The sequence below is a fragment of the Siccibacter colletis genome (assembly GCF_000696575.1).
In the GTDB taxonomy this organism is placed as follows: Bacteria; Pseudomonadota; Gammaproteobacteria; order Enterobacterales; family Enterobacteriaceae; genus Siccibacter; species Siccibacter colletis.
Genome location: NZ_JMSQ01000026.1, coordinates 224,654 through 236,392 on the forward strand (window position 1 = coordinate 224,654; position 11,739 = coordinate 236,392).

The 11,739-nt window shown below is 50.7% G+C and carries 21 protein-coding genes and 1 tRNA gene; 19 read left to right on the forward strand and 3 right to left on the reverse strand.

Annotated features, from left to right (window positions below):
• Window positions 1-368 precede the first annotated feature (368 nt).
• Window positions 369-563, forward strand: coding sequence for a hypothetical protein (locus ET34_RS0118235; RefSeq protein WP_152548417.1), 195 nt, complete (start codon window positions 369-371; stop codon window positions 561-563).
• Window positions 564-585: 22 nt separating this feature from the next.
• Here ET34_RS0118235 and ET34_RS0118240 read toward each other — a convergent pair whose 3' ends face one another.
• The 3 genes from ET34_RS0118240 to ET34_RS0118250 all read right to left on the reverse strand — a co-directional run bounded on the left by ET34_RS0118240 (window position 586) and on the right by ET34_RS0118250 (window position 2,698).
• Window positions 586-1,020: a hypothetical protein gene (locus tag ET34_RS0118240; RefSeq protein WP_031524466.1), complete on the reverse strand. Its 435-nt coding sequence runs from the start codon at window positions 1,018-1,020 to the stop codon at window positions 586-588.
• A 15-nt stretch (window positions 1,021-1,035) separates the two neighbouring features.
• A complete protein-coding gene (locus ET34_RS0118245) occupies window positions 1,036-1,875 on the reverse strand; it encodes a protein rexA (RefSeq protein ID WP_031524468.1) in 840 nt (279 codons plus the stop codon).
• Window positions 1,876-1,987: 112 nt separating this feature from the next.
• Window positions 1,988-2,698: a LexA family protein gene (locus ET34_RS0118250; protein ID WP_031524470.1), complete on the reverse strand. Its 711-nt coding sequence runs from the start codon at window positions 2,696-2,698 to the stop codon at window positions 1,988-1,990.
• Window positions 2,699-2,801: 103 nt separating this feature from the next.
• On the opposite strand from ET34_RS0118250, the gene ET34_RS0118255 reads away from it, so the two are divergent.
• The 18 genes from ET34_RS0118255 to ET34_RS0118345 all read left to right on the forward strand — a co-directional run bounded on the left by ET34_RS0118255 (window position 2,802) and on the right by ET34_RS0118345 (window position 11,531).
• Window positions 2,802-2,990, forward strand: coding sequence for a Cro/CI family transcriptional regulator (locus tag ET34_RS0118255; protein WP_023306036.1), 189 nt, complete (start codon window positions 2,802-2,804; stop codon window positions 2,988-2,990).
• Between the two features lie 86 nt (window positions 2,991-3,076).
• Window positions 3,077-3,361, forward strand: a complete 285-nt coding sequence (locus ET34_RS0118260) for a CII family transcriptional regulator (protein ID WP_031524471.1) — start codon at window positions 3,077-3,079, stop codon at window positions 3,359-3,361.
• Between the two features lie 37 nt (window positions 3,362-3,398).
• Window positions 3,399-3,548, forward strand: coding sequence for a hypothetical protein (locus ET34_RS22785; protein WP_169738128.1), 150 nt, complete (start codon window positions 3,399-3,401; stop codon window positions 3,546-3,548).
• Window positions 3,541-4,377 carry a replication protein gene (locus tag ET34_RS0118270; protein WP_031524472.1) on the forward strand — a complete coding sequence of 279 codons (837 nt, stop codon included), beginning with the start codon at window positions 3,541-3,543 and terminating at the stop codon, window positions 4,375-4,377. Before ET34_RS22785 ends, ET34_RS0118270 begins: the two co-directional genes overlap by 8 nt.
• Complete coding sequence (locus ET34_RS0118275) at window positions 4,374-5,744, forward strand: replicative DNA helicase (protein ID WP_031524473.1); 1,371 nt, start codon at window positions 4,374-4,376, stop codon at window positions 5,742-5,744. The genes ET34_RS0118270 and ET34_RS0118275 overlap by 4 nt, the downstream gene beginning before the upstream one ends.
• Window positions 5,741-6,043 carry a hypothetical protein gene (locus ET34_RS0118280; RefSeq protein ID WP_031524474.1) on the forward strand — a complete coding sequence of 101 codons (303 nt, stop codon included), beginning with the start codon at window positions 5,741-5,743 and terminating at the stop codon, window positions 6,041-6,043. The genes ET34_RS0118275 and ET34_RS0118280 overlap by 4 nt, the downstream gene beginning before the upstream one ends.
• Entirely contained in the window at window positions 6,040-6,321 is a 282-nt protein-coding gene (locus ET34_RS0118285) for a hypothetical protein (RefSeq protein WP_031524475.1), read from the forward strand. Before ET34_RS0118280 ends, ET34_RS0118285 begins: the two co-directional genes overlap by 4 nt.
• Window positions 6,318-6,743, forward strand: coding sequence for a hypothetical protein (locus tag ET34_RS21115; protein ID WP_051640571.1), 426 nt, complete (start codon window positions 6,318-6,320; stop codon window positions 6,741-6,743). Before ET34_RS0118285 ends, ET34_RS21115 begins: the two co-directional genes overlap by 4 nt.
• Window positions 6,740-7,108, forward strand: a complete 369-nt coding sequence (locus ET34_RS0118295) for a hypothetical protein (protein WP_051640572.1) — start codon at window positions 6,740-6,742, stop codon at window positions 7,106-7,108. Before ET34_RS21115 ends, ET34_RS0118295 begins: the two co-directional genes overlap by 4 nt.
• Complete coding sequence (locus tag ET34_RS23030) at window positions 7,105-7,728, forward strand: ead/Ea22-like family protein (RefSeq protein WP_051640573.1); 624 nt, start codon at window positions 7,105-7,107, stop codon at window positions 7,726-7,728. Before ET34_RS0118295 ends, ET34_RS23030 begins: the two co-directional genes overlap by 4 nt.
• A 2-nt stretch (window positions 7,729-7,730) precedes the next feature.
• Window positions 7,731-7,901 (forward strand): hypothetical protein, encoded by a 171-nt coding sequence (locus tag ET34_RS22715; protein ID WP_160165457.1) that lies wholly within the window; start codon window positions 7,731-7,733, stop codon window positions 7,899-7,901.
• Window positions 7,902-7,911: 10 nt separating this feature from the next.
• Window positions 7,912-8,625: a hypothetical protein gene (locus ET34_RS0118310; protein WP_031524482.1), complete on the forward strand. Its 714-nt coding sequence runs from the start codon at window positions 7,912-7,914 to the stop codon at window positions 8,623-8,625.
• 286 nt (window positions 8,626-8,911) lie between these two features.
• A complete protein-coding gene (locus ET34_RS0118315; protein WP_031524483.1) occupies window positions 8,912-9,367 on the forward strand; it encodes a YbcN family protein in 456 nt (151 codons plus the stop codon).
• A complete protein-coding gene (locus ET34_RS22150) occupies window positions 9,367-9,534 on the forward strand; it encodes a NinE family protein (protein ID WP_072002066.1) in 168 nt (55 codons plus the stop codon). Before ET34_RS0118315 ends, ET34_RS22150 begins: the two co-directional genes overlap by 1 nt.
• Window positions 9,524-9,748 carry a hypothetical protein gene (locus tag ET34_RS0118320; protein WP_169738130.1) on the forward strand — a complete coding sequence of 75 codons (225 nt, stop codon included), beginning with the start codon at window positions 9,524-9,526 and terminating at the stop codon, window positions 9,746-9,748. The genes ET34_RS22150 and ET34_RS0118320 overlap by 11 nt, the downstream gene beginning before the upstream one ends.
• A complete protein-coding gene (locus ET34_RS0118325; protein ID WP_031524487.1) occupies window positions 9,741-10,340 on the forward strand; it encodes a recombination protein NinG in 600 nt (199 codons plus the stop codon). The genes ET34_RS0118320 and ET34_RS0118325 overlap by 8 nt, the downstream gene beginning before the upstream one ends.
• A 333-nt stretch (window positions 10,341-10,673) precedes the next feature.
• Window positions 10,674-11,363 (forward strand): bacteriophage antitermination protein Q, encoded by a 690-nt coding sequence (locus ET34_RS0118340; RefSeq protein WP_031524490.1) that lies wholly within the window; start codon window positions 10,674-10,676, stop codon window positions 11,361-11,363.
• A gap of 95 nt (window positions 11,364-11,458) precedes the next feature.
• Window positions 11,459-11,531, forward strand: a tRNA-Arg gene (locus ET34_RS0118345).
• Window positions 11,532-11,739: the final 208 nt, after the last annotated feature.

Consider the following 11,739-nt stretch of genomic DNA (forward strand, 5'->3'; position numbering starts at 1 on the left):
ATTAAGCTCTGCCGTCGCATACGCTCTCCTTAGTTGGTTGTTGGTTGATTTGCCGGGTGGCACTCGTAAATGCCACCTGGTAAATCGCTTGTGAGCAGCATTGCCGTTCATCCTGAACCCGCCGCGCTCCCGACGCATGGTTTACTGTCGCGCCGTTCGACTGACCGAATCTCAACTTCGCCGCTGGCTAACTTCGCTCAGCTGTCGATTTCGTTTCGATGGGGTAACAATACTAGCGGTATTAATTTATAGCAATACCGTGAGTATTAATAAATTGAGAATTAATACTATTGGTATGAAATATAAGGGAATTTATTTTTGTAAATCTCAGTGATATGCAACAAAAAACAGCAAATAGGGTGTCAGTTATGATGGACGAAGAGCGTGCAGGCATGATCGGCTGCGCCATTGGTGCAGCTATCGTTCAGCTTATAGGTGACGGGAAGGTGATAAACAGAGATAACCTGGTCGAGCAGCTGGAGCAGAACCGACGCGATACCGGCAACGTGATAGGGAAGGGCGTGAACAGGGATGCAGCGGAGATAGTGCGGAAAGGGCAATAAAAAACCCGGCGCGGTGGTCGGGTTATTCTTGTCCCCTGGTCAAATTATATAGTTGGAAAACAAGGATGCATATATGAATGAACGATGCAGAGGCAATGCCGATGGCGATAGTGGGTATCATGTAGCCGCTTATGCTGGAAAGAAGCAATAACCCGCAGAAAAACAAAGCTCCAAGCTCAACAAAACTAAGGGCATAGACAATAACTACCGATGTCATATACCCATACTCTCTAATCTTGGCCAGTCGGCGCGTTCTGCTTCCGATTAGAAACGTCATGGCAGCAATCAGGATTGCTATCATGGTTCCTGCATATGATGACAATGCCGCCCCAAGACCATCTCTATGAGCTGAAAAAGAAACACCAGGAATGTAGTGGCGGAAAAGGAGATAGCAAATGCTTACGATAACGTAAGGAATTATGACTATGTAAACACCAGGCATGATTCTGTTCCGCATAATTACTCCTGATAATTAATCCTTAACTTTGCCCACCTGCCTTTTAAAACATTCCAGTATATCACTTTTCATTCTTGCGTAGCAATATGCCATCTCTTCAGCTATCTCAGCATTGGTGACCTTGTTCAGAGGCGCTGAGAGATGGCCTTTTTCTGATAGATAATGTTCTGTTAAAATATCTCCGGCCTCATCTTTTGCCCGCAGGCTAATGTCTGAAAATTGAGGTGATGGGTTAGAAATAATATCCTTGGCAACCTTTTTTATATCCCTTTTAAATTTTGGCTTAATGACTATATCCAATGAGTCAAAAAGCTCCCCTTCAATATCTGTTGCCCCTAAGACCTTTAATATATCGCCAAATACAGGTAGCTTGGCTTCTACCTTCACCGTTGTTCGGCCGATGAAATGCATATGCATAACATCGTCTTTGGTGGTTCCCCTCATCAGTGGCTCTATCTGAACGCGCTCTCCACTGCTTAATGACATTCCTTTCCCGATTAAAAAATCTGTCAGATCGGATGTGGTCGGCCCGAAAACAGTTCTGGCAAAACCAATGGTGTCGCCTTCAACAAATAAAAAAGATGGGAATCCCAATGATTCGTCATCTGCGAGGCTGTTCTTAATATCTTCAACTGAAGCTTTAGAGCGATTTATCTTCTGAACCAGACTCTTGTCATTTGTTTTGGTAAAGAGAAAAGTTTTTCCATCGATTTTATGGATATACAAATAATTGGAGCTAACCTTCAGGTGATGATTATCAGCCAGCAGAGAATTAAGGAAAACAGACAGGTTTATTGAGCACTTATCTTTCCCTTTATTTTTGCTGCGGTAAGTCGCATAAAAACCATTCTTCATAATTCAATCCATTTACTATGTTATATTTTGAGGGGAGTGAAAATTCCCCTAATTCGATGAAGATTCTTGCTCAATTGTTATCAGCTATGCGCCGACCAGAGCACCTTGCCGATCACACCAGCCGCAGCTTCGTCTCTACAGCAACACCGATAATTCGACAGTTACCATTAACTGGCACCAGAGGCCATTGCGGGTTTAGGCCCTTTAGGTACTTCTGCGCGCCATCGATAACCAGCTTCTTGAATGTTGCCTCATTAGAATCAGACAGCTTTGCTATTACCAGGCTGCCATTGATCGCTTCGCGGCCCGTATCGAAAAGAACGAAGGTACCTTCAGGGATGCTAAGACCAGCTGGAGCTGTCATCGAGTCACCATCCACCTGCAGCCAGAACGCCTCCCCCTGAATATGAGCATCTGATTCAAGCCAAAGGTCTATATCCTTTAGAGTGTACGGCTCAACAGCCTCGCACCATGCGCCGGCCTGTACCTTGCTAAGGACGGGATATTTTGAGCCAGGTGAATAATGCCCGGCGAACGAAGTATTTTCTGACGCTACCGAACTCATATCAGAGATGTCCTTCGCCAGGGAAGGGCTGAAGTCCGAGACACTAACCCCAAGAAGCCTGGCAAAGACCGATGCTACCGCTGTATTTAAGGCATTCCTTCCATTCAGGTAATGGCCGACGGCACCCTGAGATATGTCCAGCGCGTCCGCAATGGATTGCTGAGTAATACCCAGTTCTTTTTTCTTCGCTTCGTAAAGGGCTTTTAAACGCTGTGAATCAGCCACTTGAGCGGTGGTGAGGATCTTTTTCTTTTCCATTATCAGATATTAATACCAAATCTCATATTTTAAAAATACCGCAGGTATTGCTTTATGTAATACTTCTGGTATTGTTTGGTTATGCACTCAAAGGAGCAACCACATGAAGATTTCTTTAGCTGAGTTTGTTGGCGAGGTAGGTCAGGCCAAAGCAGCTGACGCTATCGGTGTACACCAGACGGCAATCAGCAAGGCAATTAGGGTTGGGCGTCAGATTTTTATCAACCGACTGCCCGACGGGAAAATCAAGGCTGAAGAAATCAAGCCTTTCCCGCACAGCAAAACCCCGTAAGTACTACCGCTCTTTAACAATCTGGAACCCAATTTTACTCGGCTGATTAGTCAGCCGACTCAACAACTTATTAAGGATTTTAACTAATGGAAAACACAACTACCCGAAACAAAGCCCAGGCTCGAAAAATTGAGTCCTGGATCCTGAATCAGATTGCATTGAAAGGCGCCTCAAATGTGGCCAAGGCAATCGGAATGGATAAATCAGGCATTACCCGCTGGAAAGAAAACATGCTGCCGAAGCTGGCGATGCTCTTAGCGGTTCTGGAGTGGGGTGTCGTAGATGACGACATGGCGAGACTTGCAAAGCAGGTCGCGGCGATCCTCATAAATGAAAAACCCCAAACGAGCGGCAACTCGTTCAGGGCTTAAGACACTGTGTTTCGCCAACAAGTATCAGGAGTTAATTATGCCTAAGAACAAGCGTTTTTACCAGGACGAAGTTCATAAGAACGTTGTCCGCGGTCGGTTCCTCCGCTCGGTAAGCCCGGTCACGTTTGAAAAGCTGCGTGACCTCCTGAACCAGCACAAAGGCAAGAAGGAGTCAGATCGTGAGTAACGTAGCTTATGACAACGTCACACCGTTAAGGCCTCATCTGGAGGTCGTGGAGCTTAAAGTGGCCGACCTCGATGACGGGTACGCCAAACTTTCCAACATGCTTCTTGAAGAGTATGCCGGTGCCGATCTGACAAAGCGTCAGTTCAAAGTCCTTCTGGCAATCCTGAGAAAAACCTACGGATGGAATAAACCGATGGACAGGATTAGCGATTCTCAAATTTCCGAGATAGCGAAACTTCCTGTAAAGCGGTGCAACGAGGCGAAGCTGGAGCTTGTCAGGATGGGGCTTATCAAGCAGCAGGGCGGCATGTTTGGCCCCAACAAAAACATCTCAGAATGGCGCATCCCTCAAAACGAGGGAATATCCCCTAAAACGAGGGAGAAAACATCCCTCAAATTGAGGGAGTCATATCCCTCAAAACAGGGGGACACAAAAGACACTATTCAAAAGACAATAAAAACAACTACCCCCTTACCCCCAGAGGGGGAACAGGCAGGGCAGCTTTCAAAACCAGCAAAACGCAAGGCAAACCGAATCGACTACGAAGCGTATCTGAATGCCTACAACGAGGAAGTGGGTGAGCTGCTACCGCACGCCGTAGCGCTGAACGACAACCGCAAGCGCAAACTCCAGAAACTCATACCCCAGCTCAAAACGCCAAACGTCGAAGGGTGGCGGGCATACGTCAAAGCGTTCGTTCACCAGGCAAAGCCGTTTTACTTCGGCAAGAACGACACAGGCTGGTCGGCTGACATCGATTACCTGCTGAGAGACAAAACGCTCCTGGGTGTTCGTGAAGCGAAGTTTGCAGAGAGGGCGCAGCCATGAACCAGGACATCGAAGCGAGCGTTATCGGTGGGCTGCTGGTAGGCGGTTTAACTCCTGCAGCTGGCGAAGTGCTGGCGACGCTAAACCCAGAAGCATTCCAGGTTCCTCTGTACCGGAAAGCTTTCACGGTGATTCAGAGCCAGGCGCGGCGCAGAAACCTCATCGACATGATTATGGTCGCCGAAGAGTGCGGGAATGACGGCTTCGGCCACATCATCGAAACCGCCCGGTCATGCCCCAGCGCGGCAAACCTCAAAGGCTATGCCGGAATGGTTGCAGAGCAGCATCAGCGCCGGCAGGTGGTCGCACTTCTGGATGAACTCAGGGAGCCGATCGCAAACGGCACGCTGGATAACTCAAGCAGCGCACTGGATGAGCTTTTCAGCCGACTCAATGCAGTACGAAAGCCGAAAGATATGATTCGTCCTGCGCATATCAGCGAGCTGCTCGACGGTTACGCGGAACACCTTGAGAGCCGACTTCGAAAAGGCGATGAGTCCGACACGCTCAAAACCGGTATCGATCCGCTGGATGCCATCACCGGCGGCATGAACCCGGAAGACCTCGTAATCGTCGCGGCTCGTCCTGGTATGGGGAAAACGGAATTTGCGCTCAGAGCGACTGAGGGTGTCGCGAACCGTCTCATTCCGGGCAGTAACCAGAAGCGCGGCGTCATTATTTTCTCGATGGAAATGAGCGAGCTGCAAATCGTTGAGCGCAGCGTGGCCGGCGCCGGGAATATGTCTGTCAGCACCCTGCGTAACCCGGCGCGCATGAACGACGAATCATGGGCGAGGGTGGCTCAAAGCATCGGGCAGCTTCAGGGTCTGAATATCTGGGTCGTCGATTCATCGAAGATGACCGTTGAGCAGATCCGCGCAGTAGCCCAGCGTCACAAGGAAGAGCATCCGTCGTTGTCACTCATCCTCGTCGACTATCTCGGACTCATCGAGAAGCCAAAGGCTGAACGTAACGACCTGGCAATCGCGCACATATCCTCTGGACTGAAGGCGATGGCTAAAGACCTCAGAACCACTGTGATAGCGCTTAGCCAGTTATCACGTGACGTCGAGAAACGCCCCAACAAGCGACCAACCAACGCTGACCTGCGCGACTCAGGAAGCATCGAACAGGACGCTGACTCAATCATCATGCTCTATCGCGAAGCTGTGTATGACGAGAACAGCAGGGCGGCTCCCTACGCTGAAATCATAGTCACAAAGAACCGGTTCGGAACGCTGGGGACTGTGTATCAGCGCTTCACAAACGGTCACTTTCATGACTGCGACCAGGAAGAAGCCAGAGAGGCGTCAACCTCCAGCCAGCAAACAACAACCCGTCGCTACCATAAGGGGGCCGACGTATGACAGGCAGACAAGCAATTCTCATCTGGCTGCAAACGCACGACACATTCAGAACCGACGAGATAGCTGAGGCGCTAAACATCGAGCGATCTGTAGTGACTTCAGCAGCTCAGGCAATGACGCGTAATGGCGAGGCGGTAGTAATTCATCGCAAGTGGCGAAGCAACACCTACAGGGCAACGACAGCGGAAGAGAAGGCCGTTATCGGCCCTGACACCGGCATCAACGTTATCTGCGCTGAGTGCCGCAACAGTCCGGTGATGAAACGAATTCTAACGGTATATGGGAGAGCATCAGCATGAACGAGGCAAAGCTAACCGAAGTCTTTGTGACGAAATACGCCCTTACATCGGGTCCGTTCCGTGTTATGGCGGAAGTTAATGAGAGTAAAGGGATGTGCGTGTACAAAACCCCCGGCAGTTATTTCCATCAATACGCTCACGGAAATGATTTTTGGCTGACCCAGGAAGATGCTCTGGCTGATTGCGATCGCCGCCGTGCCGCGAAGATTAAATCTATCGAGAAGCAGAAAAACAAACTGGAATGCATGACTTTCACTATCGTGGAGGCATCAGCATGAGCGAAGTAAAAATTCACACCGTAAACAGCGAAGATTTATCGCCACGTATCGTCGGTGAAGGCTTCTGCACTGACGTGGTTCGTTACAGCGACTATGCCGCACTGGAAGCAAAGTGCACGGCGCTGGCTGCTGAACTTAGCGTCGTTGACGCAATTCACAATGACGCCTTGTACATCTCTGACGACCACTATGATCAGTGCCCTCCTGAAGTGCAGAAAATCATCGGTCATTTAGCCTTAATGCAGATTCCTGAATACAACGCTTTCATCGCAGAGCAGCGGGCTAGCGCGGTAGATGAAGTTTGCTTGAAAATTAGCAACGCCATCGTTAATTGCTATCAGGACGAACAGGTTGGGCTTGATGCAGCAGCAACCATCTGCGGTGACTTCGCCGCCCACCTGCGCAACGAGGTGAAAGTATGAGCAAGTTAACTCTGAGGGTTTGCCTCAGCCACTTCGCAAACACGCTTTTCAGAATGCATCAACAACCTTTTTCAGATGAGTGGGACGCGCGATTAAATGAGTTGCTTGACCACGGAGAGATAGTTGACTGCCGTGAAAATACGTTGACCATCAAGTACCTCGGAAATGAAGTAGACATCTGGTGCTCAAATAAGTGGTATTCATTCGGCCATGCGTGGCGCGTTAACGGATTCTATGTCGACATTAATCGTCAGTATCGACCTCGTATCAACACAATGGTGAGGCTTTGGGATGTATTCCAGACTGAGAGAAACATGGCGCTCGATAACGAATACCTGTCTTTGTTCAGGGAGGGTGCAGAATGAATAACACCAACGAAATGACGGCGAAGCTGAAAGCGGCGGAGCCTTACGAATTGAAATTTTCGCGTCTTTGGGAGCGATATGACGAAGCGAGCCACAGCAACGCAGAGCATATGCGCGACATCCTGGAACTAACGCTTGATGCACTGGAAAACGCCGAGCGTCGTATTGCGAAATATGACCGTGACGCACGAGCACTGACAGAGGCTCTCGAATCCGCAGAGAAGCGTATTGCTGAGCAACGAGAATATTACGAGAGCGTTATCGCTGACGGCAGTAAGCGCATCGCAGAGCTGGAATTCGACCTTGGTCGAAATCAGGAAAAGCTCAAAGAAATGCGTGAAGCTGAGCATGAAGTATCTAGTAGATACGTGAACCTACGGAGAATACTTGGCACGGACTCACTGAAGCATGGAGAGAATCACTTCGATGCCACCGAGGCCGCTGCAGGGAGCCTCAAGGCTGGAATAGATTCAAGAAGGCTCACCGTGAAGCTGCCGCCAGTAATGCGCATCGAAGAACCCGGATTGTCATTCAACGCTTATGGTCAGAGCGGCGTACAGAATGCGCTATACGAAGCCTGCGCCGCCGCTGGCATCAAATTGCAGATAGAGGCGGAGTGAGTATGAAGTACGAAATACCAGAGTCAGAAGATATTGAATGGCAACAGAACATGCTCCGTGAATTGTCAGATCGTCTTGACGAAATCGCAGGTAACGATGACCGCACCACTAACGAACCGCTGGATGATGCTATCAAAATTTTAGAAGCACTTCGCGCCTATTCTGGATATTGAGGACTAACCCATGACACTGAGCAAAGAAAGGCTGGAAGAAATCGCAGAGCTTGCGCGAAAGGAGAATTACAAACCCTGCGCCATGCATATGACTAACCTGATCGCTGTATGTGATAGCGAGGTAATTGAAGAAATGGCCCGCCGGCTGCTTGCCGCCGAAGCGCAGGATCCTGTTGGATTTTTAATTCGCGATAAGTATACGCCCGGAGGTTACTTCAGCCATAAAAATTCAACCGTTAATATCAGCCAGGAAGACATCTGCGAGCACGAGGTCAGCGCAACACCACTCTACGCCGCCCCGCAAGTGGCTAATCCAGTGCAGGATAGTCAGGCTGTAGCCTACCAGGTGGCGCTCCAGAACTTCCGCATCGCTATGGAGGGGATCGGTCATATTCGCCGCACGCTGGAAGAGACTTTCGGCGGGCTGCACGGTACGCATGCTGAGCCGGATGTGCTGGTTGAGTGCAAAGCTATCTGCGATGCCATCTGTGAGGCATACCGCCAGGCAGAGCAGCCAGTGCAGGTGCCGGATGAAAACGGTAACCTGCCGTGCCCCTTCTGCGGCGGAAAATGCGATGCTGAAGGGTGGATGGGAAGTTACGACGAGGGGGTTCCTTTGTGCGGCCCAGAGTGTGAAGACTGTGGAGCTACCGCTATCAGCCTTAAGGAGTGGAATCGTCATACCGTCATGCCAGCCGCAGCACCGCAGCCGGAGAGTGAATGATGCCTTCATTCATCACTTACATCTTCGCTGCAGCATGGATAGCAGACGCCATCAAATCACTACTGTGAACGAAGCCCTGAAAGGGGCTTTTTTGTTGCGTGACGTTTTGATAATTATCTGCTGATACGTCATAATTGTGTTGTCAGCCTGAACAACTGACAACCTGAGCATCGCGCCGCAATGGGGACATTATGGCGCACACACAATCTGAACTCCTCACCCTGTCACAGATGCTGAAAAGCACCTGCGATTTTCTGCATTCTGCGTTACCTATCGGGGGTGGCGTATGAACATCCCTCAATGCGGCATCAAGCTGCACTCCGGCAACTTCGCGGCTATCGGCAAGATGCTGCAGGAGCAACTCGCTACCGGTCAACCTCTGCGCCTGCAGGTCAAAGAGTGGCGCGAGAAACGTAGCCTGTCGCAGAACTCACTTTCCCATATGTGGTATCAGGAAATCAGCGAATACCTGATTAAATCCGGCCGCACCGACGCTACCCCAGAGTGGGTTAAGCGCAACCTCAAAAAGACCTACCTCGGCTGCGAAGAGGTCACCTACACCGACTTCATCACCGGGGCCAAAGAAACCACCTGGGAGCCACGCCACACATCTCAACTCGATACCGGGGAGATGCATATCTTCCTGTGCAAAGTCGAGGCGTGGTGCGCTCAGTTTGGGCTGGCGCTGACTATCCCTAACGGCTGTGAATATCAGCAGCTGCGCGATAAGCAGGAGGCATGATGCATAGTCCTCTCGCTAAAGTCATTGAGCGCGCAATCTTCCGCATGCCAGCGCGCCGACGCAAAAATTCGCCTTCACCGTCAGAAATCCCAACCCTCAAGGGCTACACCGCCCGTCTCGTCGATCAGAAATGGCTGCGCCTCGCGGCACGGAGGAATCATGGATAAGTTGCCACGCAATTTCGGCTGGAATCGCCTGAAGCTGGCGACGCTGAGCTATGAGGAAATTTCGAGGCTTGAAGATGACGTTAAGGCGAATCATGCCTGCAGCGACGGCATCAACATGTACGACAAGTCCGGATACAAGAAGTTGGATGCATTGAGCTGGGCCGTTTATCACAAGCAGAAGGCTGAGCGTAAAGGAGAGGCTAATCATGGCTAATCTACCTCGCCGCAAGTGCAAAGTATGCTCCGCCTGGTTCATTCCCGCATACGCCAATATCCGTTGGTGCAGTCCTGAGCACGGCGCTATCTACGCTCTCGAACTCCGCGCAAAAGAGAAGGTGAAAGCCGAGGCTAAGCGTATAAAGGCTCAGCATGAGGCTGAGCGAGAGAATCGCCAGCTGATGGCTGAGAAAAGGCAGCAGGTTAAGCCACTCAGCTACTTCATCAAACAGGCTCAGCAGGCTTTCAACGAGTTCATCCGCTACCGCGACCGCCATCTGCCGTGCATCAGCTGCGGCCGTCATCATGAAGGCCAGTACCACGCAGGCCACTTCCGCACGACTGGTGCCAACCCTGAGTTGCGCTTCAACGAAGACAACTGCCATCGCCAGTGCGCCCCCTGTAATAACCACCTGTCAGGGAACCTTATCAACTACCGTCCGGCGCTCATCCAGAAGATAGGGCAGGCACGATTCGATGCCCTGATGGGGCCGCATGAATTACCAAAGTGGAGGCGTGAAGACTATATCCGCATCCGTGACGAATACCGGGCAAAGCTCAAAGCAATGAAGCAGGAGGAAGCAGCGTGAACGTTCAAAACACTATCGCATTGCTGGAGATGTTCAGGGGCAGAAACGTCTCAGCTGTTCGCACTCCTGCAGGTGTCATTTTCATGGGAGTTGCAAACCTATCCCCAGAAGAGAAGAAGCGCCTCCTCTCAATCCCACAGATGGAACTGGAAGCAGCGTTACGGTGGCAGCAATGACCAGACACCAGATAGAGCAGTACGAGCGCGATAGCCTCCTCCGTGCCGGCTTCAGATTCAATGCCAGGCGCAACCCCGGGGACGACACAGCACAGCAGATTATCCGCAACAGTGAGCGCCGTAAGGCAGAGAAAAAACAGGCAGCAGGAGAGATGGTATGAGAGCGCAAGACTTAGAATATGTACGCCAGCAGCTTATCACCGCCACTGCGGACCTTAGCGGTGCGACAAAGGGCCAGCTGGTAGCTTTTGCTGAGAGCGCTATGTTTGAGGCGACCAGACGCAGCCGTGGACGGAAGAAGGTGCTCAACCCTGCCAATGGTCGAATGATGAACCCAACAAGCCCGCCCATTACCGGGCAGCAGTCACGCGCAAAAGGCTCGCATATCCCGCTTGTTAATCACGTCGAGTACTGCACAGCATCATGGCGCCGCGCACTCATGTCACTCGAGGAGCATCAGAAGGCATGGCTGCTCTGGAACTACAGCGAGAACATCCGCTTCGAGCATCAGGTTACTATAACCCAGTGGGCGTGGACAGAATTCAAAGAGCAACTCGGCACGAAGAAGGTTGCCGGGAAGACAATGGAAAGGCTGAAGGCATTAGTCTGGCTGGCGGCGCAGGACGTAAAAGCTGAACTGGCAGGAAAGGAAACCTACGAATATCAAAAGCTGGCTGAGCTGGTAGGCGTCACGCCAAAGAACTGGTCTGAGACATTCACCGAACGGTGGCTGGAAATGAAGTCCATCTTTAAACGGATTGATAGCGCAGCTTTATTACAGGTAACGCGATCACGTTCACAACAAAAGGCGACAAATTTCTCACCAAGTCTTGCAAAACTGGATTGAAAGACGTATATTTCATGTAAATCTGATATTGTCGCCATAGTTTTGGTTGACGACATAAAATTCTAAGCCCGAGGTTATCGCCTTGGGCTTTTTATTTGCCTGTAGCTCAGAGGAAAGAGCAACCGCCTTCTAAGCGGTTGGTCGCTGGTTCGAATCCAGCCGGGCGAACTAAACCCCAGCCAGGGTATCTTCGGACACAGATCCGACATTGCCTTACCCTCACATTACGCCGCATGGCGTTTTCAGCGCCGTTGGATTTCCCCATCTTCCAGAGTCACGGCGCTTTTTTATTCTCAATACGCAGCCGGAAAGCCTCATGGATATAAGCACAATCTCAAGCATTGGTGCTGCTATTGCTGCAACTGGTGCGGGCGTC

Bases quoted from the DNA above. Each gene is read 5' to 3' on its own strand.
- ET34_RS0118315 (WP_031524483.1), top strand. From the start codon at position 8,912: ATGAACATCCCTCAATGCGGCATCAAGCTGCACTCCGGCAACTTCGCG.
- ET34_RS0118285 (WP_031524475.1), top strand. From the start codon at position 6,040: ATGAACGAGGCAAAGCTAACCGAAGTCTTTGTGACGAAATACGCCCTT.
- ET34_RS0118275 (WP_031524473.1), top strand. From the start codon at position 4,374: ATGAACCAGGACATCGAAGCGAGCGTTATCGGTGGGCTGCTGGTAGGC.
- ET34_RS22785 (WP_169738128.1), top strand. From the start codon at position 3,399: ATGCCTAAGAACAAGCGTTTTTACCAGGACGAAGTTCATAAGAACGTT.
- ET34_RS0118310 (WP_031524482.1), top strand. From the start codon at position 7,912: ATGACACTGAGCAAAGAAAGGCTGGAAGAAATCGCAGAGCTTGCGCGA.
- ET34_RS0118255 (WP_023306036.1), top strand. From the start codon at position 2,802: ATGAAGATTTCTTTAGCTGAGTTTGTTGGCGAGGTAGGTCAGGCCAAA.
- ET34_RS0118250 (WP_031524470.1), bottom strand. From the start codon at position 2,698: ATGGAAAAGAAAAAGATCCTCACCACCGCTCAAGTGGCTGATTCACAG.
- ET34_RS0118280 (WP_031524474.1), top strand. From the start codon at position 5,741: ATGACAGGCAGACAAGCAATTCTCATCTGGCTGCAAACGCACGACACA.
- ET34_RS0118235 (WP_152548417.1), top strand. From the start codon at position 369: ATGATGGACGAAGAGCGTGCAGGCATGATCGGCTGCGCCATTGGTGCA.
- ET34_RS0118260 (WP_031524471.1), top strand. From the start codon at position 3,077: ATGGAAAACACAACTACCCGAAACAAAGCCCAGGCTCGAAAAATTGAG.
- ET34_RS0118295 (WP_051640572.1), top strand. From the start codon at position 6,740: ATGAGCAAGTTAACTCTGAGGGTTTGCCTCAGCCACTTCGCAAACACG.
- ET34_RS0118340 (WP_031524490.1), top strand. From the start codon at position 10,674: ATGAGAGCGCAAGACTTAGAATATGTACGCCAGCAGCTTATCACCGCC.
- ET34_RS22715 (WP_160165457.1), top strand. From the start codon at position 7,731: ATGAAGTACGAAATACCAGAGTCAGAAGATATTGAATGGCAACAGAAC.
- ET34_RS0118245 (WP_031524468.1), bottom strand. From the start codon at position 1,875: ATGAAGAATGGTTTTTATGCGACTTACCGCAGCAAAAATAAAGGGAAA.
- ET34_RS0118325 (WP_031524487.1), top strand. From the start codon at position 9,741: ATGGCTAATCTACCTCGCCGCAAGTGCAAAGTATGCTCCGCCTGGTTC.
- ET34_RS23030 (WP_051640573.1), top strand. From the start codon at position 7,105: ATGAATAACACCAACGAAATGACGGCGAAGCTGAAAGCGGCGGAGCCT.
- ET34_RS21115 (WP_051640571.1), top strand. From the start codon at position 6,318: ATGAGCGAAGTAAAAATTCACACCGTAAACAGCGAAGATTTATCGCCA.
- ET34_RS0118240 (WP_031524466.1), bottom strand. From the start codon at position 1,020: ATGCGGAACAGAATCATGCCTGGTGTTTACATAGTCATAATTCCTTAC.
- ET34_RS22150 (WP_072002066.1), top strand. From the start codon at position 9,367: ATGCATAGTCCTCTCGCTAAAGTCATTGAGCGCGCAATCTTCCGCATG.